This is a genomic window from Clostridia bacterium, assembly GCA_012841935.1.
GTDB lineage: Bacteria > Bacillota > Peptococcia > DRI-13 > DTU073 > DUTS01.
In genome coordinates, this window is sequence record DUTS01000037.1 from 1 (window position 1) to 18,580 (window position 18,580).

At 39.8% G+C, this 18,580-nt stretch carries 18 protein-coding genes; 17 read left to right on the plus strand and 1 reads right to left on the minus strand.

The window, feature by feature from the left end; all coding sequences use genetic code 11:
• The 12 genes from GX687_02105 to GX687_02160 form a co-directional block, all read left to right on the plus strand.
• Positions 1-969: Na+-translocating decarboxylase subunit beta (locus tag GX687_02105; GenBank protein HHX96243.1), on the plus strand; the 969-nt coding region annotated here is incomplete at its 5' end.
• 75 nt (positions 970-1,044) lie between these two features.
• Entirely contained in the window at positions 1,045-1,518 is a 474-nt protein-coding gene (locus GX687_02110; protein HHX96244.1) for a HutP family protein, read from the plus strand.
• Positions 1,519-1,632: 114 nt separating this feature from the next.
• On the plus strand, positions 1,633-3,306 hold the full coding sequence (mdcA, locus tag GX687_02115) for a malonate decarboxylase subunit alpha (GenBank protein HHX96245.1): 1,674 nt from the start codon (positions 1,633-1,635) through the stop codon (positions 3,304-3,306).
• A gap of 35 nt (positions 3,307-3,341) precedes the next feature.
• Complete coding sequence (gene mdcC / locus GX687_02120; GenBank protein HHX96246.1) at positions 3,342-3,662, plus strand: malonate decarboxylase acyl carrier protein; 321 nt, start codon at positions 3,342-3,344, stop codon at positions 3,660-3,662.
• Positions 3,662-4,624, plus strand: a complete 963-nt coding sequence (locus tag GX687_02125; GenBank protein ID HHX96247.1) for a biotin-independent malonate decarboxylase subunit beta — start codon at positions 3,662-3,664, stop codon at positions 4,622-4,624. The genes mdcC and GX687_02125 overlap by 1 nt, the downstream gene beginning before the upstream one ends.
• 85 nt (positions 4,625-4,709) lie before the next feature.
• Positions 4,710-5,549: a biotin-independent malonate decarboxylase subunit gamma gene (gene mdcE / locus GX687_02130; GenBank protein HHX96248.1), complete on the plus strand. Its 840-nt coding sequence runs from the start codon at positions 4,710-4,712 to the stop codon at positions 5,547-5,549.
• A gap of 13 nt (positions 5,550-5,562) precedes the next feature.
• Positions 5,563-6,663 carry an acyl carrier protein gene (locus tag GX687_02135; protein HHX96249.1) on the plus strand — a complete coding sequence of 367 codons (1,101 nt, stop codon included), beginning with the start codon at positions 5,563-5,565 and terminating at the stop codon, positions 6,661-6,663.
• A gap of 2 nt (positions 6,664-6,665) precedes the next feature.
• On the plus strand, positions 6,666-7,346 hold the full coding sequence (gene mdcG, locus GX687_02140) for a malonate decarboxylase holo-[acyl-carrier-protein] synthase (GenBank protein HHX96250.1): 681 nt from the start codon (positions 6,666-6,668) through the stop codon (positions 7,344-7,346).
• Between the two features lie 23 nt (positions 7,347-7,369).
• Positions 7,370-7,579 carry a biotin/lipoyl-binding protein gene (locus GX687_02145; protein HHX96251.1) on the plus strand — a complete coding sequence of 70 codons (210 nt, stop codon included), beginning with the start codon at positions 7,370-7,372 and terminating at the stop codon, positions 7,577-7,579.
• Between the two features lie 111 nt (positions 7,580-7,690).
• The gene (madL, locus tag GX687_02150; protein ID HHX96252.1) at positions 7,691-8,086 is read left to right on the plus strand and encodes a malonate transporter subunit MadL; all 396 of its coding nucleotides are present in this window, start codon (positions 7,691-7,693) and stop codon (positions 8,084-8,086) included.
• 17 nt (positions 8,087-8,103) lie between these two features.
• Entirely contained in the window at positions 8,104-8,859 is a 756-nt protein-coding gene (gene madM / locus GX687_02155) for a malonate transporter subunit MadM (GenBank protein ID HHX96253.1), read from the plus strand.
• 88 nt (positions 8,860-8,947) lie between these two features.
• Positions 8,948-9,826, plus strand: coding sequence for a triphosphoribosyl-dephospho-CoA synthase MdcB (locus tag GX687_02160; protein HHX96254.1), 879 nt, complete (start codon positions 8,948-8,950; stop codon positions 9,824-9,826).
• Here GX687_02160 and GX687_02165 read toward each other — a convergent pair.
• Positions 9,817-11,583 carry a fibronectin/fibrinogen-binding protein gene (locus GX687_02165; GenBank protein ID HHX96255.1) on the minus strand — a complete coding sequence of 589 codons (1,767 nt, stop codon included), beginning with the start codon at positions 11,581-11,583 and terminating at the stop codon, positions 9,817-9,819. The two genes, GX687_02160 and GX687_02165, sit on opposite strands and share 10 nt — an antisense overlap.
• 133 nt (positions 11,584-11,716) lie before the next feature.
• On the opposite strand from GX687_02165, the gene GX687_02170 reads away from it, so the two are divergent.
• From GX687_02170 to GX687_02190, 5 genes are all read left to right on the plus strand, one after another.
• Positions 11,717-12,655 (plus strand): hypothetical protein, encoded by a 939-nt coding sequence (locus tag GX687_02170; GenBank protein HHX96256.1) that lies wholly within the window; start codon positions 11,717-11,719, stop codon positions 12,653-12,655.
• A gap of 126 nt (positions 12,656-12,781) precedes the next feature.
• Entirely contained in the window at positions 12,782-15,541 is a 2,760-nt protein-coding gene (locus GX687_02175; GenBank protein ID HHX96257.1) for a calcium-translocating P-type ATPase, SERCA-type, read from the plus strand.
• Between the two features lie 10 nt (positions 15,542-15,551).
• On the plus strand, positions 15,552-16,385 hold the full coding sequence (locus GX687_02180; GenBank protein HHX96258.1) for a diaminopimelate epimerase: 834 nt from the start codon (positions 15,552-15,554) through the stop codon (positions 16,383-16,385).
• A 16-nt stretch (positions 16,386-16,401) separates the two neighbouring features.
• Entirely contained in the window at positions 16,402-17,583 is a 1,182-nt protein-coding gene (locus GX687_02185; protein ID HHX96259.1) for an LL-diaminopimelate aminotransferase, read from the plus strand.
• Positions 17,580-18,449 (plus strand): YicC family protein, encoded by an 870-nt coding sequence (locus GX687_02190; protein HHX96260.1) that lies wholly within the window; start codon positions 17,580-17,582, stop codon positions 18,447-18,449. The genes GX687_02185 and GX687_02190 overlap by 4 nt, the downstream gene beginning before the upstream one ends.
• The last annotated feature ends 131 nt before the right edge of the window (positions 18,450-18,580 follow it).

The window sequence follows — 18,580 nt, forward strand, 5'->3', positions numbered from 1 at the left end:
GTCGATGATCCGCTTGATGTTTTGGAATTTATGCAGATTAACTGGTTACAGCCTATTTATAATTTGACTTTTGGTAATGGTTTAATTGCTTGTTTAGTCTTTATGGGAATTGGTGCTTTAAGTGAAATTGGTTTCATTTTATCAAGACCTTGGACTTGTGTCTTTATAGCTATTTTAGCAGAACTGGGAACTTTCGTTGCTTTTGTTATTGGAATCAAAATGGGTCTTTTGCCTAATGAAGCAGCAGCTGTGGCTGTTATCGGTGGTGCTGACGGACCGATGGTCTTGTTTACCTCAATAGTTTTGGCTAGGCATCTATTTGTACCGATTGCCATTATTTCCTACCTCTATTTAAGTTTGACTTATGCTGCCTATCCTTTTCTGGTGAGATGGTTTGTTCCTAAAAAGTATTTGGAAAAAGACGTAGAAGTAGATGTACCTAATGTTTCCAAACGTGCCAAGTTTATTTCTACAGTTTGTGTTTGTGCACTTTTATGTTGGGTCTTGCCGGTAGCTGCTCCTTTGATGGTTTCCTTCTTCTTGGGTGTAGCTATTAAAGAAGCTGGGGTTGAACCTTTGCAAGAGTTTTTTGAAGGGCCTCTACTTTATGGATCTACACTTTTCTTAGGTTTCCTCTTAGGTACCTTGTGTGAAGCACAAGCCTTATTAGACCCCAGAGTCGCTTCTTGTGTTATTCTCGGAATAATTGCTTTGGGCTTCTCCGCTTTGGGCGGTTTGGCAGCAGGTTGGATTGTTTACTGGTTTAATAAAGGTAACTTTAACCCGGCTATCGGTATTGCCGGAATTTCCTGTGTGCCTACTACAGCTAAAATTGCTCAAGACTGTGTATCTGCGGAAAACCCCTTTGCTATAATTATGCCGATTGCTATGGGTTGTAATATCTCTGGTGTTATTGTTTCTGCAGTGGCTTCGGGTGTATTAATAGCTTCGGTGCATATGGTAGCTTGACTTTAGAAATAATAAAAGGGTACTAATTCGGGTAGTTTATAATTATAGAGAAAATGAGAGACGGAGTGGATGCAAATGATATCTAATACAGTAACTGCTAATGAATGGGTTGATTGTTTCAGTGGTAAAAAAGATTGGAATGTAGAAACGGCGGCAATGTTGTTGGCCCTTACCTGGACCTTGGCTGATGAAGAAAAAATTAAAGGCTATTTAGATGAACAAGGATTTAAGTATGTGGTCACGGAAATTGGCGGGACAACCTTTGGTGAGTTTCAGAAAAAAACAACACGGGCTGTTTTGGGGGCTTGTTTAAATGCCGGATTGATTAAAAAGACTAGTCCTCAGGCTCATGCCGTCTTACATGCTGCCGAAGAAGCTAAAAAAGGTATTATGGTTAATGCTTCTTCCAGTACCAGTATTGCCGTAAAGATTGCCATAGTACGAAATGATAATTGGGTTGCCGTAGCTATTTTTGGTCAATCGGCGATTCATCCTCTAACCAATCATCTACGAGCTGGGCTCGGGGTGATGCATATTTCAGATGATTAATTGTGTCCGCTTTTTGAAAAATAAATAGTGGAGAATGAGGGATAAGAAAGTCCAAGTTGGACCTGCTTATCCCTTTTTTATTCTAAAAATAATTTTTAGAAAGGAGCGTAGTCAATGGGAAGTGATGTGAAAAGAGTATGGAACAGTCTAGAACTAGACACGGAACAAAGACTAAAGAGTGTCGCCCATCTTGTGAAAGAAGGCAAGGTAGTTGCGGCTGAAGACGCTGTCGCTTTATTGGAGGGAGTTATTAGACCTGGCGACAAAGTATGTATTGAGGGGGATAACCAAAAGCAGGCCGATTTTTTGGCCGAATGTCTGTGTCAAGTAGATCCGGAAAAAGTTTATGATCTGCATATGGTGCAATCAGTTGTTTCTTTATCTACTCATTTAGATGTTTTTGAAAAAGGAGTAGCCAAAAAGCTGGATTATTCATTTTCCGGGCCACAGGCAGGGCGATTAGCTGAATTTGTTCGTGATGGTAAATTACAATTAGGTGCCATTCATACTTATTTAGAACTGTTTGCCAGATATTTTGGCGACTTGGTACCACGGGTTGCTTTGGTTGTGGGCTATCAAGCTGACAAAAAAGGTAACTTGTATACTGGGTTTAATACAGAAGAAACACCCATGATTGCGGAAGCTGTTGCTTTTAAGCAAGGGATTGTTGTTGCACAAGTTAACGAAGTTGTGGATGAATTACCGCGTGTGGATATTCCTGCAGACTGGGTAGATTTTGTGGTGGAAGCACCTAAGCCTTTTTATATTGAGCCTTTATTTACCAGAGACCCCGGTTTGATTACCGATGTCCAAGTTTTAATGGCCATGATGGCTTTAAAAGGTGTTTATGCTGAATATGGTGTGCAGAGTTTGAACCACGGTATTGGTTTTGCCACAGCAGCTATTGAATTATTATTACCTACTTATGGGGAGGAATTAGATTTAAAAGGTAAGGTGTGCTCTTATTTTGCTTTGAACCCACATCCGACCTTAATCCCAGCAATTGAATCAGGTTTTGTTAAGTCTATCCATAGTTTTGGTGGCGAATTAGGCATGGAAAAATATGTACAAGCTAGATCTGATGTCTTCTTTATCGGTCCAGATGGTACAATGCGTTCCAACCGTGCTAATTGTCAAGTCGCCGGGTTATATGCTATGGATATGTTTATTGGTGGAACTTTACAGATTGATAAATATGGTAACAGTAGTACGGCTACTGCTAACAGAATTGCCGGATTTGGTGGAGCACCCAATATGGGTTGTGATGCTAAAGGACGCCGTCATTCCTCCGGTGCTTGGCTGAAGTGTGGTCAAGAATATACTGTACAGCAAGGAGAAATCGGACCAGCCTTAACTAGAGGTAAGAAATTAGTCGTACAAATGGTGGAAACCTTTGGTGAAAAAATGGTACCAGCCTTTGTTGAAGAATTAGATGCCTTTAAATTACAAGAAAATGCTAATTTGGATATACCGCCTGTAATGATTTACTCTGATGACTTAACTCATATCATTACAGAAGAAGGTATTGCTTATATGAACAGATGTGCTAACTTGCAAGAGAAGATGGCTGCCATTAGAGCGGTTGCCGGTTATACGGAAATTGGTCTCCAGGAAAATCCCAATGAGACAAAAGCCTTACGGGAAAAAGGTGTTGTTAAAACACCTCAGGATTTAGGAATTGATGTTTCCAAAGCAAACAGGTCCATGTTGGCTGCGAAAAATGTTAGAGACCTGGTTGAATGGTCAGGTGGCCTTTATAATCCACCCGCAAGATTTAGAAACTGGTAAAAGAAAAGGAGGGATGTCTTGTGTCATTACATGAAATGAATTTTGAATTTAAAGTGGAAAATCCTAAATCGATTGCCAAAGATTGGTCTCACTTAGGGGTTGTTGGTTCTGGGGACATGGAAGTTTTAATGGAGAAGCAGGATCTTGATGGTGCTGCCAAAGTTAAGGTCGTTACTCCTGTAGTTGGCTTTGACAAAGTCTGGAACATGGTTCTAGAAAAATTCGTTCAGGAAAGCAGTTTGGGTGATGTTTATTTAGAAATTAATGACAATAATGCAACCCCAATTGTTGTTTCCTTGCGACTGCGCCAAGCCTTGGCGGAAGCGAATAAATGCGAAGTAGGGGGTGTAAATTAATGTCTGCTTGGAAAAGCTTACAAGAAATGAACTTTACGGATGTCAATGCACGAGAGCGAGCCATTGGAATCGTTGATGAAGGTACCTTTACGGAATTTGCCGGTCCGATTAATAAAATGCCCAGCCCGCATTTACCGATATTAGGTGAAGCCATTCAGTTTGACGACGGAATGGTAGCTGGTGTTGGCTTGGTAGGCAAAAGACCCGTATTTGTTGCCTCTCAGGAAGGTAACTTTATTGGGGGTTCTGTAGGTGAAGTCGGGGGAGCAAAAATGGTAAACACCATTCGTCTGGCTTTAAGAGCTTATGAAGATGTTAAAGAAAGATACCCTGATTCTTATGAGGAAAGACTGCCGGCAGTTGTCATTTCCTTTGAAACTGGGGGAGTTAGACTTCATGAAGCTAATGCCGGTTTATTGGCTCACGCCGAAGTAATGGACCAAATTCAAAATGCCAGAGGCAAAATTCCGATTATCGCGGTTATTGGTAGTAGTGTAGGTTGTTTTGGTGGAATGGGCTTTATTGCTGCTGCTACTGATATCATTGTCATGAGTGAGGAAGGCCGTTTAGGGCTAACCGGTCCGGAAGTTATCGAACAAGAAATGGGTAAAGATGAGTTTGATGCTAGTGACCGTGCCTTGGTTTTCCGGACTACAGGTGGTAAGCATAAATACATTATGCAGGACTGTAACTTCTTGGTAGCTAATAAGGTAGGGGCTTTCCGGAAGCAAATCCAGGAAATTATGGAAATACCTTTTGACGAAATTGAAAGCTATCGCCGTATTGGTTCCTTGGAAACCGTAAAAGAGCAGTTGGAATTAGTAAAATTAGCTGCTGAATTACAGCCTAAGGATTCCAAAGATATGTGGAAGTATTTTGGTAATGAAGATCCAGATACATTAAATGATCTTTCTTATGCTGAGTTTTTGGAGCAAGCAAAGCGCCGCGAAAAACTCTGTTAGTTATCCATAAATAAGATAATCGGAAAAGGAGGATGAAAAATTGGGTACAGAAACATTGATTGGTAGGGGCAGAGATGCCATTGAAATGATTTTTGATGAAGGTTCTGTACAGGAAAATGTAATTGAGCAGTATGAATTTGATACAGAAATTGGCCCTGGTTCTGTAGTCGGTACCGCTGAAATAGATGGGGAAGTAGCTACTTTTATTGCTAGTGACGCCCAAGCTGTAAACCCACGTTTCCCAGTTGTCTATTTTGGGGTTATCGGTATGGAAGAAGCCTATAAAATGGCTTTGGCTGTGTACTATACTTTGGATGTGGATAAAGACAAGCCTCTAGGTGAAAAAAGGCCTATTGTCCTGATCGTAGACACACCGGGTAATGGTCCGGGGAAGGTAGAAGAAATTATCGGTATGAACAAATCTACAGGTGCTTATCAGTTGGCTTTGGCTGAAGCCCGTAAAGCTGGTCATCCGATTGTAGCTATGGTTATTGGTCGGGCGATAAGTGGTGCTTTCCTGTGTCATGGTCTACAAGCAGACCATATCCTCTCCTTGGCTAAAGATTTCGGGACTATGATTCACGTCATGCCTTTAACGAGTATTTCCCGGATCACCAAGTTGGATCTAGAGCGTTTAGAGGAATTATCACAAACTAATCCCACTTTTGCCGCTGGTGTTAACTTCTTCTATAGATTAGGTGGTGTGGAAGAAGTTGTGGAATCTCTTGATGATCTCAAACCAACCATCAAGAAACACATTGATGAAGTTAGGGAATTAAAAGCAGCTGGGGACTTTGAAAAACTAGGTCCTTGGGGACGCGGCTGGCTCGGTGATGAGCGGGGCGGACGTGTCGTACGTAAGAAAATTATTAACCTTATGGATAAAGAATACGAAGCACTTGCTGACAAATATTTAACTGTTTAAGGAGGGTTATATTATGAGGGACTTCTTAGATAACTTAAAAACAATGGTTGAAGAATTGGGTAGTGCACCAACAATCGAAGAAATGCCACGCCGTAATTTAAGTGACAAGTGGATTAATGGACCGACTGCAGCCCATGTTATCGAAGAAGTCCACTCACCCCTTAATTTGGCTTATTTAACCTTTACTACTGGTTCTTCGGCCTTTCAAAATATTGTGGGGATCACCCATGCTGAGCTTGAGCAAAGGGTTAAAGCCTCACACGAGGCTTTGCGGAGAATTGGTCTGCAAGCAGGGGAGCGGGTTCTCTTTACTTACCCACCTTTAGTTAATGTTTTTTCTAAAGTGGCTTTAGAGGATTATGGTATTAAAGTTAGTTTTTTACGTCGCTCTAGTCGCGATGCTTTTTTAGCCGCATTATATGAAGAACAGCCTAAAGCTGTTCTTGGGGAATCATCATTTTTACGTGCTGCATTGGAAGATGCACGTAAAATGGGAATCATTGAATATTTGCCCCATAACTGCAGTTTAATTACGGCTGGCACACCGTTAGATTTGGAATTAATTCCGGTTGCCGAAAAAACTTTACAATCACAGGTTTTTGACTTATATGGCTGTCAGGAATTTGGTTGGTTATATCTTAATGGGGTGCCTTTGCGGGAGGATCTCTCTTTGGTTGAATCTCCGATAGAGCAAAAAGGTTATTGTGAAGTAGTTGTCGGTGGTTTACCCATGGGAGATAGTTTTCCGGTGGCTGAGTCCGGTCATCTCTGCAATCCGGAGGGAAAAGTAATTACATATCGCCGCCGCCGTACCCATCCTGAATATGAAGTTTATGTTCGGGAAACTACACTAGCCTATCCGGGAACCGCTAATCGCGTAGCCCGTTCGATATTACGGTTAAAGAGTAGAGTGGTTAAAGTAGCTCCTGATGTACAAGTTTCGGCACCACATACTGTCTTGGAATTACGACCCGCTTTTGGGGCAAGTAAGGGTAAAGAACCTCTGTTAATCCAGGGGCCTGAAAAAACAATCATGTTTGATGATTTGGTTCGGGCTCAATTGGAATATCAGCAGTCTAGTAAAACTGATCCAACTTGGAGGAAAGAACGATAACCATGAAGCTGTGCCGGCATTATTTGGTAGAAATTACGAATCAAGGACGTTTAGATGCCTATCAGAACTTGGGAAGTGATTATGCTTCGGCAAGGAGTAAGCTTATTGAAGCCTTAATTATGAATGAGCGTATTCCCGGGATACTGAGAAGAGCGGAAGAAGGTTATCGAAAACAGGGGACAGTGGCTGTAGGATTTTCTTCACCACAGCGCTATGGAAAGGGGCAGAGTAGGTTAAGAGTACCGGCCTTTGTTCCTCGTGAGGAAATTACTAAAATTACTTCTTCTTATCAGGTGTTAATGCTGCCCATTTCCGGTAGGACTCCTTGTCTAAATGCACTACAGGAAGCCAAGGAATTAGCCGCTGAATTAAATATAGAATTAGGGGCTTGGGGTTCCGCCGGATTGGAAGTATATACAGGTTTGCCCTATACAGATCACAATTCAGACTTAGATTTATTGGTCAGGGGGCAAAATCTACAAGCTATTGAACAATTTTACTTTTCCTTAAAGCAGTTGGGTGAGAAATATAATTGTCGGCTTGATCCAGAATTGGATCTCCCCAATGGGTATGGTGTAAAGCTCTCTGAGTTCTTTATGCATACTACGGAACTTTTAGGGAAAAGTATGAAAGGGGTTGGTTTAATTCCTAAGCAAGTTATAGTGGACATGTTTAAAAATTGAATCAATAAAAGGAGGAATTTGTTATGGAAATTAAAGCACGTGTACCCGGAAAAATTGATGAAATTAAGGTTAAGGTTGGTGATGAAGTTAAAAAAGGTGATGTAGTTTTAATCATGGAAGCCATGAAAATGAAACAGCCTTTTGCAGCACCAGAAGATGCAGTTGTTAAAGAAATTAAGGTTTCTGTTGGCGAAAGAGTTAGCCAAGGGGACGTAATGGTCGTTCTCGAATAAAGGTTTGCAATTATTATTGTTGTTCAAGGTGGGTAGTAGGCAAATAAAATGAGCATTTACTGCCCACTTTCTCTCCAAACTAAAATCCCTTCTATGGAGGTGTATTAAGGTATGGCGATTTATGGAGTAATGTTATTGTCCGTATGTATGTTTGTCGGTGTTTTACTGGGTGATATTTTGGGTGTAGCTGTGGGAGTTAACTCTAACATTGGTGGTGTAGGTTTTGCGATGTTATTTTTAATTATATTGTCTGATTATATGTTGGAACGGGATATGCTCTCAGATAAAGCCCAGGCCGGCATAGAATTTTGGGGTATGTTGTATATTCCAGTTGTGGTGGCCATGACTGCTAACCAAAACGTTGTTGCGGCTCTAAGTGGTGGACCTATGGCCATTTTAGCTGGTGTTTTGTCGGTAGTTGTCGCCTTTGCCTTTATTCCTATCCTTGAAAAAATAGGTGAACCGGGTGTTCCTTTGCCTGATATTACGGAAGAAGAGGAGGTTTAAGCCAGATGATTAAAGATATGATTATTACCATCTTCACGAAAAATGGTTTAGTAATGGCCTTTTTAATTGTTGGTGTGGTCATGTATGTTGCCAGCTTGATTGCTAAGCTTACTAAAGGTAGAATAGCCGGTTCCGCGATTGCTATTTTACTAGGTCTCGTTTTGGCTTATGTCGGTGGGGTAGCCTCCGGTGAAGGAGCAGGTGGTCTGTCCAAGATTCCGCTGTTTTCCGGTTTAGGAGTCATGGGTGGCTCAATGCTGCGGGACTACTGTATTATTTCAACCGCTTTTGGTGCCCGTCTGTCTGAAATTAAAAAGGCCGGTCTGGCCGGTGTTATTTCACTCTTTATCGGTATTATTTCCGCTTTTATAGTGGGAGGAATTTTGGCTTTAATGTTTGGTTATAAAGACGCCGAAAGCATTGCCACTATTGGTGCCGGAGCTGTTACGTTTATAGTTGGCCCGGTTACCGGGGCAGCAGTTGGTGCTAGTTCGGAAGTCGTCGCTTTATCCATTGCCGCCGGGGTTGTAAAATCAATTTTGGTTATGATTATGACTCCTTTGGTAGCTGGTGTTGTTGGCCTAAATAATGCCAAAGCAGCCATGATTTATGGTGGTTTAATGGGTACAACTAGTGGAACGGCCGCCGGTTTGGCTGCTACTGACGCTAGATTAGTTCCCTATGGTGCTATGACTGCTACTTTCTATACTGGTTTAGGTTGTTTGATGTGCCCCTCAGTTTTGTATTTAGCTACTAAAGCAATTTTTGGCTAAAACAAAATTATCGGGAGAAAAAATGTTTCAATTGAGGGAGTTGTAGAAATACAACTCCCTCTTCATATGAGTAGGAGGCAGACGGAAAATGGATGAATTGTCTTGGGAAATTGGTACAGCTTTTTTAAAGGGTATTTTATTTGAAGTATGTACAGCCCCTAAACCAGGTTTGGTTTCACCTAATTCAAGTGGTGCACATCGAGATATGAATATATTAACTTTTATGGCAAGTTCAGGAACGATTGCTCCTGCTTTTTATTTATGTGCACAGGCTGGTCTTGAGCATCAGGGGCCCATTACTTCATTATTACCTCAGCTGCGAAAAATAGGGATAGTTTATGAACGAAATTTATTAAAAGCCACCAATGGTGTAAATACTCAGCGGGGGATTCTTTTTGCGGCTGGACTTACCTGTGGGGCAGCAGGTTATTTAGCCCAATCTACTTCACATTTAACTGCCGAAAATGTTTGTTTAGCTTTGGCGGAATTGACCCAAGGGTTAGTGGCCCGTGAATTAAAATCCATAAAAAAAACTGCCGGAAAAAAATTAACGGCAGGTGAACAGCTATATTTAACCTATCAAGTTACCGGAATTCGCGGTGAAGTGGAAGCTGGTTTCCCGTGTATTAGAGAAAAGGGACTGCCAGCTTTACAAACAGCCCTACAAACAGGCTTTTGTCTAAATGATTGTTTGGTACATGTTTTGCTTGCTTTGATGACTTGTGTAGAGGATACTACTATTTTGTGGCGGAAAAATAGCACAGTTTTACAAAAAGTAAAATCTTGGTCAGCAGAGATTTTGGAAAAGGGCAGTTTTTTTACGGAAAAAGGACGAAAAGAAATAGCTCAAATGGAACAATATTTCTTGCAGGAAAATATTAGTCCTGGAGGTTCTGCTGATCTTTTAGCGATGACTATCGGGCTTTATTTATTGGAAAACAAAGAATTTCCTGTGCCTTATTTATAATTTTCTTGTTGAAGTAAAGCCTTGATCACTTCTTTTTCCGGAGTGACATACAGGGTTTTTTGTTTTTCATAAAGTACAAAACCTGGTTTAGCACCTTTTGGTTTCCAAACATTTTTTCTTTCCGTATAATCAATAGGCACTTGTGTGGAATGACGGGCTTGGGAATGATAGGCAGCCAAAAGGGCAGCTTTTTCTATGATTTCCCGGGGAATGGTTTTCCCCTCGCGATTTTTAATGAGTACATGAGACCCGGGAATATTTTGTGGATGCAGCCAAAGGTCTTCTTTTTTTGCCATTTTCATGGTCAGAAGATCATTTTGGCGATTGTTTTTACCTACATAAATAAGCCAACCATTAATTGACAGCTCTAGAGGTCTGCTGGGGGTTTCCTTTCTTTTTATGGTTCCTTTTTTTAGATAACCAGCCCCGCGGATTTCCTCTTCAATTTCCTTAATTTCATTTAGCTGATTGGCATTGTTTAAGCTGGTAAGTAAACTGTAGAGATAGCTGAGCTCCTCTTTTGTTTCAGCTAGCTGCTTTTTAGTTTGCTTAAAGGTTGCTAGTTTTTTACGATATAATTTAAAATAATGCTGGGCATTTTCGGCAGGTGTCAGCTGTGGATTTAAGGGGATAATTTCTATTTTCCCTTTGGGATGATAATAATTGGCAACTTCTGCTTTTTTACCACCTGAAAGAGCATGTAGATTAGCTGTTAAAAGTTCACCCCAGAGTTGATCTTGTTCGGCATTCTGGGTAGACTCCAGTGTTTTTAATTGTCGGCCCAGTTTTTTTTCGTTATGGGCAATTTCCTTGTTAATAATTTTTTCTAATTTGGTCTTATTCCGTCTTATTTGTACAAAAGCATTTTTACGCTGATAGTAAAATTCTAGGGCTTGACTCATACTGGTAAAGGTTTTTCTGTTTTCACCTGGAAAAGAGGCCTCTAAGGGAAAAGCAGAAAAGGCTAGGGGTAAATTATCTCTTAAAATTATTTCAGATTTTAAAGTAGAGTTCATTAAACCCCGTCCTAGCTGAATAAGTGTTTGCCAGAGCTTACTTAGTTCGTATTCACCACAATATTCTAAGGTTGTTTCTGGTTTTAAGTCACTGCTTATAATAATTTCTCTAATGGACTGGGGACTTAGCCCCGCACAAGTGTTTAATAAGGCATGTTCTAATTTACTTTGCTCAGGCTGCTTCAATAATTTTTCATAAAAACACGCCTGTTCTACTTGCCAGGGGATTAATTTTTTTTGCGGAGGAGGATCTTGATAGGTTAAACCTGGTAAAATTTGTCGATAGCGGCTGAGTGCTGCTGGGATACGCTGTAGTGCATCAATAATTCTGTTTTCCGCGGGATCAAGTAAAATTAAATTACTATGACGTCCCATAATTTCCATGATCAGTAAACGCTGACACGGTTCACCGAGCTCATTAATCACTTGGCAATTTATTTTTAAAATTCTTTCTAGTCCAGGTTGTTCAATGGAAATTAGACGTCCACCCATTAGTTGTTTACGTAAAACCATGCAAAAAAGAGGTGGTTCACTAGGGTTAGTTTCAGTTTCCGAAACCAAGTGGACCCGAGCCTCTTGGGCTAATCCTGAAAACAATAATTTATGGGTAAGACCTTTTTGGTGTAGATGAAAAACAACCTGCTGTTTCTGAGGTTGATAAATTTTAAAGATGCGGGCACCACTTATGGTTTTTTTTAATTCTTGGCAAATTTTTTGTAGAACAATTCCATCAAAAGACATTTCTTATACCTCACTTGTAAAGTGCATTATTACAGTAATAGTAACATTTTTTTAAAGGTTGAACAACTTGTTTGTACTGACTGACTGAATATGCTATAATATTCTTATTACTTTAGGGAAAGGGTGTATTAAAATGAGTTGGAAAGATAGGTTATGGGGTAATTGGCAAAAGGTCTTGAAAGTTCCTATTAGGGTAGAGCTGTCCGATATTATAGTTAGAGCATTGGGTTTCCGATTAGGTAAACCTTTTCAGCAAAATTTTGGACGGGAAATAAATAGACTAATTGAAAAAGAAGGTAGTTTGCCCTTAGCTGGGGATTCTTTGTTAGGTGATCGGGATACTGCTTTAATTCAGTCCGAATATCAGCGCTTGGAGAAAGAAATTACACAGCATTTTGGTCAATTTCTTACGGAAGCAAATACTACTTTACAGCAGATTAAATCTGAGATACAAAAAGAACGGCCACTTGAATTTTTTAATCATGGTAGGGTGATTCCGATAAGTCCATTATATTTAAGGAGTTCCTTGCTTCAAGAATTAAAAGAGGCCGAAAAGGAGCAGGCTCGTTTACTTCGCTATGTAGAACTTTCTGCTAAGGCCTTAAATGATTATACAGAGTCGTTTAAAGAATCTTTTACACCTACTTTAACCTTATCTGAGGCAGATGAATTGGCTGAATTAACTTGGCAATATTACTCCCGGGAAGCGGCTTGTTTTAGTTGTGAAAATATGGCCTTAATCAGAAAAAAACTTGGCTTTCCACAACATGAAAAATTAAATGAAGAAATTTTACATAGGGAAAAAAAGCAAATGGTGCTTGAGTGGAGGGAAATTCAGGATTCACGGCCCCCGGATTTAGCGGCAGCCCAAGCTTTACTAACTAAAATTTCTCGTTTCGAGGAAAAAATCGTTAAACTTAAGCTTGAGGGAAAACAAGATGGTTTCCCGGATTGTCATCATATTAAAGCAGTGGTTATGGCTAAATTTCCCGAATTGGCTGCTGATGATTTTTCTCGAAAAAAACCTGATTTGCAGGGAATAACTCTTCTTCCTAAGGCACCAGTTAGATAAAATTTTATAAATAGGCAGCTATAATTTCCTCTTTTTTGATACCCTAAGATTTATTCTCCGTCGGTTATTTTTTAGTAAAAAAGGAATAAGATTTTAAGGATAGTTTTTTGCCAGGGAGGAAGATTCATGTCGCGAAAAGAATGGGAAGAAATGTCCTTAGAAGAAATACTGAAAGAATTTCGAGTTAATGAAGCATGTGGTTTGTCCGAAAAGGAAGCACGCCGACGTTTGGAAATAGTGGGTCCCAATCAAATTGATTCGACAAAAAGAAAGTCAATGCTTACTTTGTTTTTAGCTCAATTTAGTGACTTTATGGTGATCATTTTATTTGCGGCGGCTTTAATTTCGGCTTTATTAACCGAATATGCAGATGCCATTACTATTTTAGTAATTGTAATTATTAATGCTCTTTTAGGTTTTGGACAGGAATATCGAGCGGAAAAATCACTGGAACAAATTAAAAGATTGGCTGCTCGGGAAGCCCAGGTAAAACGTGCCGGTTTATTTAAAATTATTCCGGCACGTGATTTAGTTCCTGGTGATCTTGTTTTATTAAAAACTGGTGATATTATTCCTGCTGATTTACGTTTATTGGCTGGACAGCATTTGGAAATAAATGAAGCTATTTTAACTGGTGAATCACTACCTGTGAAAAAAAGAGTAGATTTAGTCTGTCCACCTAAAACGGCGTTAGGTGAACGGAAAAATATGGCTTATCAAGGTACAGTAATTACGCGGGGAAAAGGGTTGGGTATAGTTGTCGGTACTGGTATGGATACCGAGATGGGATTAATTGCAGAAAGTATTCAAGAAATAGAGGCAGAGCCCACACCACTTCAAAAGCGTTTAGCACAAGTAGGTCATTGGTTGGTGTTAGTATGTTTATTAATTGTGGGTGTAGTAGTCTTTTTAGGTCTGATTCGCGGTGAAAGTGTTTATCGTATGGTTTTAACTGGAGTAAGTTTGGCTGTAGCGGCTATTCCAGAAGGACTGCCAGCCATTGTTACCGTAGTTTTGGCTTTGGGTGTACAAAAAATGGTTAAACGGGAGGCTATAGTTCGCTCCCTACCGGCTGTGGAAACTTTAGGCTGTGCCACGGTCATTTGTGCTGATAAAACCGGTACATTAACTCAAAATGAAATGACGGTTAGGAAAATTTATCTTTCTGGGGAAATGATTTCTTTTACTGGGGAAGGTTATGTTCCTCAAGGTAAAATTAATTATGATTTCCCGGGAAAAAGTGAGTTTTTAGAGAAAAATGCTTTGGGTTTAAAAAAGTCCTTTCAGGTTGCCGCATTATGTAATAATGCTTTATTAAAGAAAAAAGCGGCGGTGCTCCCCGGATTATTGCGTAAAAAAAATAAACAGTGGCAAATTATGGGTGATCCTACCGAAGGTGCTCTTTTGGTAGCAGCGGCTAAAGCTGGTTATTGGCGAGAACAATTGGAAAAGGATTGCCAGCGTGTTGCCGAAATTCCTTTTGAAGCCGAACGTAAAAGAATGAGCGTTCTTTATCAAACTACTAAAGGTTTAACACTTTATACTAAAGGGGCACCTGATTTATTATTGGATTTATGTACAAAAGTTTGGTGGGAGGGCGAAGAACGTGTTTTAACTTCAGCAATTAAACACCGCATTTTGGCAGCTAATGAAAAGATGGCTTCAGGTGCTTTGCGGGTAATTGGTTTGGCTTATCGTTTTTTAGCTACTGAAAATGATTCCCTTCAGGAAGCGGAATTAGAACAAGATTTAATTTTTGTTGGTTTAGCTGGAATGATTGATCCACCGCGGGAATCGGCAAAACAGGCTATTAAGGCTTGTCAAAATGCCGGGATTAAAACAGTGATGATTACTGGTGATCAGCATAAAACCGCGGAAGCAATTGCCCGGGAATTGCGAATAATTAATAATTCCCGGCATCTAGTTTTAAGTGGTAATGATTTGGATGAATTAAGTGATCAGCAATTAAAAAAGATAATTGATCAGGTGGTTGTTTATGCTCGTGTAGCACCTCAGCATAAATTACGTGTAGTAAAAATGTTAAAAAGAAAAGGACATATTGTGGCTATGACTGGGGATGGGGTTAATGATGCCCCAGCGGTTAAAGAAGCCGATATTGGCATTAGTATGGGGATAAGTGGTACTGATGTTACTAGAGAGGCTTCTTCTTTAATTTTGGCCAATGATGATTTTGCGACTATTGTAGCGGCAGTGGAAGAAGGCCGCATTATTTATGATAATATTAGAAAATTTATTCGTTATTTATTATCTTGTAATATGGGGGAAGTGTTAACCATGTTTGGGGCTGCCTTAATGGGCCTTTCTTTACCATTACTACCTATCCAAATATTATGGATTAATTTAGTAACTGATGGGCTGCCAGCTATGGCTTTGGGACTTGATCCTGGGGATCCCGGGATCATGAAACGGCGGCCGCGCAGTCCTCAAGAAAGTATTTTTGCCCATGGTTTATTACGGCAGATCCTGACAATGGGTAGTTTAATCAGTATCAGTACACTTTTGGCTTTTATCGTTGCTTTTTATTGGGGTGGCGAGAATTTGATTTTAGCACGGACAATAGCCTTCACCACTTTGGTGGTCGTGCAATTATTATATGTTTTTCCTTGTCGGTCCGAAGATTGTTCACCATTTGAATGGGGTGTTTTTTCGAATCCTTTTTTAGTGGGGGCAGTAATTTGTTCGTTTAGTATGCAGTTGGTTGTCCTTTATGTACCTTTTTTTCAGCGTATTTTTAAAACACTGCCTCTGCAATTAATTCATTGGGGTTTGATCTTTTCCTTTGCTACAGGAATAATTCTCTTGCAGAGATTGGTTTGTACTGTTAAAATTAAAAGGAAAAGCAGAATTATTTATTTGCGTTCCTGAGGTGATTAATTTGCGGTTTGTTAAAATGCATGGTTTGGGAAATGATTTTATTTTGGTAGAAGCGGATGAGCTGCCTAAAATAGATTTAGCTATTTTGGCTAAAAAGGTATGTGACCGTCATTTTGGTATTGGAGCAGATGGCTTAATGCTTGTTCTTCCTTCCGAAAAGGCGGCTTGGCGGATGCGTATCTTTAATTCTGATGGTAGTGAAGCTCAAATGTGTGGTAATGGTATTCGCTGTTTTGCCCGTTATGTTTATGATCAGGGCTGGGTTGAAAAAGAGAAGTTTTCCGTGGAAACTTTAGCTGGCATAATTACTCCCCATTTAATTTTTGAGGGAGAAAGATTACAAGGAATAAAGGTAGATATGGGAGAACCTATTTTGGAAAAAGAAGCTATTCCTATGCTTGGTGAAGGGGGACAGGCCCTTGGGGAATCCCTTTCCGTATTAGATAAGGTTTTTACGGTTACCGCACTTTTAATGGGAGTACCACACTGCCTTATTTTTGTTGATAATTTAGCTGGCATCACTGTGGAAAAATATGGGCCGGCTCTGGAAAATCATCATTTTTTTCCGGAAAAAACCAATGTGCATTTCTTAGAAATATTAAATGAAAATGAAATAAAAATGCGTGTTTGGGAAAGAGGGGCTGGTTTAACTTTAGCTTGTGGAACCGGTGCCTGTGCAGCTTTGGTTGCTGCTGTTTTAAAGGGGAAGACTAAAAGGGAAGCATTAGTTCATTTGCCCGGCGGTACTTTAAAGATAACTTGGGCGGCTAATAATCATGTTTATATGACCGGACCGGCGGAATATGTTTTTCGAGGTCAATGGTTGGAAAAATAAAATTTTAAGGGAAAGGATGTTGCCAGTGCAAGCAGAGCGAATAAAAAAATTACCACCTTATCTTTTTGCCAGAATTGAGAAAAAAATTGCGGAAGCCAAGGAAAAAGGCATTGAATTAATTAGTTTTGGAATTGGTGATCCGGATTTACCTACACCGGAACCTATTGTCAAAGAATTGTCTATTGCAGCTAAAAATCCGGCTAATCATCGTTATCCTACTTCGGTAGGCCTTTTGGCCTTTCGGGAAGCTGTTGCCGATTTTTATGCTAAAAATCATGGTGTCCAGCTTGATCCTAAAGAAGAAGTTGTTTCCTTAATTGGTTCTAAAGAAGGGATTGGTTATCTTAGTTTTTGTTATGTTAATCCTGGGGATCTTAATCTAGTTCCTGATCCCGGCTATCCTGTTTATGGGATTGGTACTCTACTTGCTGGTGGTGAAGCCTTTTTAATGCCTTTACAGGCGGAAAACAATTTCCTACCAGATTTAACTAAAATCCCCACGGCTGTAGCTCAAAAAGCAAAACTAATGTTTTTAAATTATCCCAATAACCCCACAGGTGCAGTGGCGGGACGTGAATTTTTTGAAGAAGTGGTGGCTTTTGCTAAAAAACATGAAATTATTGTTTGTCATGATGCAGCTTATACTTCTATTGCCTTTGATGATTATCGTCCTTTAAGTTTTTTAGAAATTCCCGGTGCTTTGGATGTGGGCATCGAATTTGGTTCACTTTCCAAACCGTTTAATATGACTGGTTGGCGGATTGGTTGGGCAGCAGGTCGTCAGGATGTAATTGAATCTTTGGGGCGGTTAAAATCTAATCTTGATTCAGGACAATTTCAGGGAATTCAATATGCAGCAATAAAAGGTTTAAGTGCCTGTGAAGACCATGTTCGGGAAATGTGTCAAATTTACCAGCAGCGGCGGGATTTGGTAGTTGATGGTTTAAATGCAATGGGTTGGCAATTGGCAAAACCGCAAGCTACTTTTTATATTTGGGCCCCTGTTCCCTCTGGTTTTACTTCTGCCGCTTTTACGGAATATGTTTTGGAAAAGGCCGGTGTGGTGATTACACCTGGTAATGGTTATGGTCAATATGGTGAAGGCTATTTTAGAATCTCTTTAACTATTTCCGAAGAAAAACTCCAAGAGGGCTTACAGCGTTTAAAGGAGAATTTGGGGGAGGTAAATTTTAATTGAAAAGTATGACCGGCTTTGGCCGGGGGACTCATCAGGGATTGTATAAAAAAACAGTAGTAGAAATTAAAACAGTGAACAGTCGTTATGCCGATATTCGTGTGAGGCTTCCAAGTCCACAGCCTTTACTTGAGGAAAAAATAAGGCAGGCTGTTAGTCAGTATTTTGCCCGCGGCTATATAGAGGTTTTTGTTAAATTGAAGGATACTGGTGCCCAGCGTATTTTACCTCAAGTTGACAAAGATTTAGCCCTTGCTTATTATAAACTTTTAAAGGAAATTGCGGCTTGTACTGATACTTCTTTACAAATAGAAGCAATTCAATTGGTACAACTACCAGAAGTAGTTACTTTTCAAGAAGTAGAAATTGATCAACTTTGGCCTGATATTGAACCAGCTTTGGCTGAGGCGGTTGAGGCTGCTTTGGCTATGCGGAAAAAAGAAGGTCTGCTTTTAAAACATGATTTAAGTGAGCGTTTAAAAATAATTTGTGAATTACATAGGAAAATTAAACAAAGAGCCCCTTTGGTGGTGAAAAATCAGCATTTGAAATTAAAAGAACGTTTAAAGGAATTCCAACTAGGGGAAGAAATAGATAAAGACCGTTTAATGTTGGAAATAGCCCTTTTTGCTGATAAATGCAATCTTACGGAAGAATTGGTCAGACTAGAAAGTCATTTTCATCAGTTGGAAAATAGTCTTTCAGCCGTTGAACCAATTGGACGGCGTTTGGATTTTTTATTACAAGAAATTAATCGGGAAATTAATACTATCGGTTCCAAGGCAAATGATTCGGAAATTGCACATCTTGTGGTTGCTTTAAAAAGTGAATTAGAGAAAATTAGGGAACAAGTGCAAAATATTGAATAAAGGGGGCGAGGGGCTGTTGACATGAAACTATAAAATATTATAGAACCAGCTTGCTAAACTATAACTTTTGTGTTATATTATTAGCAGGAGGTGACAAACAATGAAGCAATATACAATAGGGCAATTTGCAA

Bases quoted from the DNA above. Each gene is read 5' to 3' on its own strand.
- GX687_02110 (HHX96244.1), top strand. From the start codon at position 1,045: ATGATATCTAATACAGTAACTGCTAATGAATGGGTTGATTGTTTCAGT.
- mdcA (HHX96245.1), top strand. From the start codon at position 1,633: ATGGGAAGTGATGTGAAAAGAGTATGGAACAGTCTAGAACTAGACACG.
- mdcC (HHX96246.1), top strand. From the start codon at position 3,342: ATGAATTTTGAATTTAAAGTGGAAAATCCTAAATCGATTGCCAAAGAT.
- GX687_02125 (HHX96247.1), top strand. From the start codon at position 3,662: ATGTCTGCTTGGAAAAGCTTACAAGAAATGAACTTTACGGATGTCAAT.
- mdcE (HHX96248.1), top strand. From the start codon at position 4,710: ATGATTTTTGATGAAGGTTCTGTACAGGAAAATGTAATTGAGCAGTAT.
- GX687_02135 (HHX96249.1), top strand. From the start codon at position 5,563: ATGAGGGACTTCTTAGATAACTTAAAAACAATGGTTGAAGAATTGGGT.
- mdcG (HHX96250.1), top strand. From the start codon at position 6,666: ATGAAGCTGTGCCGGCATTATTTGGTAGAAATTACGAATCAAGGACGT.
- GX687_02145 (HHX96251.1), top strand. From the start codon at position 7,370: ATGGAAATTAAAGCACGTGTACCCGGAAAAATTGATGAAATTAAGGTT.
- madL (HHX96252.1), top strand. From the start codon at position 7,691: ATGGCGATTTATGGAGTAATGTTATTGTCCGTATGTATGTTTGTCGGT.
- madM (HHX96253.1), top strand. From the start codon at position 8,104: ATGATTATTACCATCTTCACGAAAAATGGTTTAGTAATGGCCTTTTTA.
- GX687_02160 (HHX96254.1), top strand. From the start codon at position 8,948: ATGGATGAATTGTCTTGGGAAATTGGTACAGCTTTTTTAAAGGGTATT.
- GX687_02165 (HHX96255.1), bottom strand. From the start codon at position 11,583: ATGTCTTTTGATGGAATTGTTCTACAAAAAATTTGCCAAGAATTAAAA.
- GX687_02170 (HHX96256.1), top strand. From the start codon at position 11,717: ATGAGTTGGAAAGATAGGTTATGGGGTAATTGGCAAAAGGTCTTGAAA.
- GX687_02175 (HHX96257.1), top strand. From the start codon at position 12,782: ATGTCGCGAAAAGAATGGGAAGAAATGTCCTTAGAAGAAATACTGAAA.
- GX687_02185 (HHX96259.1), top strand. From the start codon at position 16,402: ATGTTGCCAGTGCAAGCAGAGCGAATAAAAAAATTACCACCTTATCTT.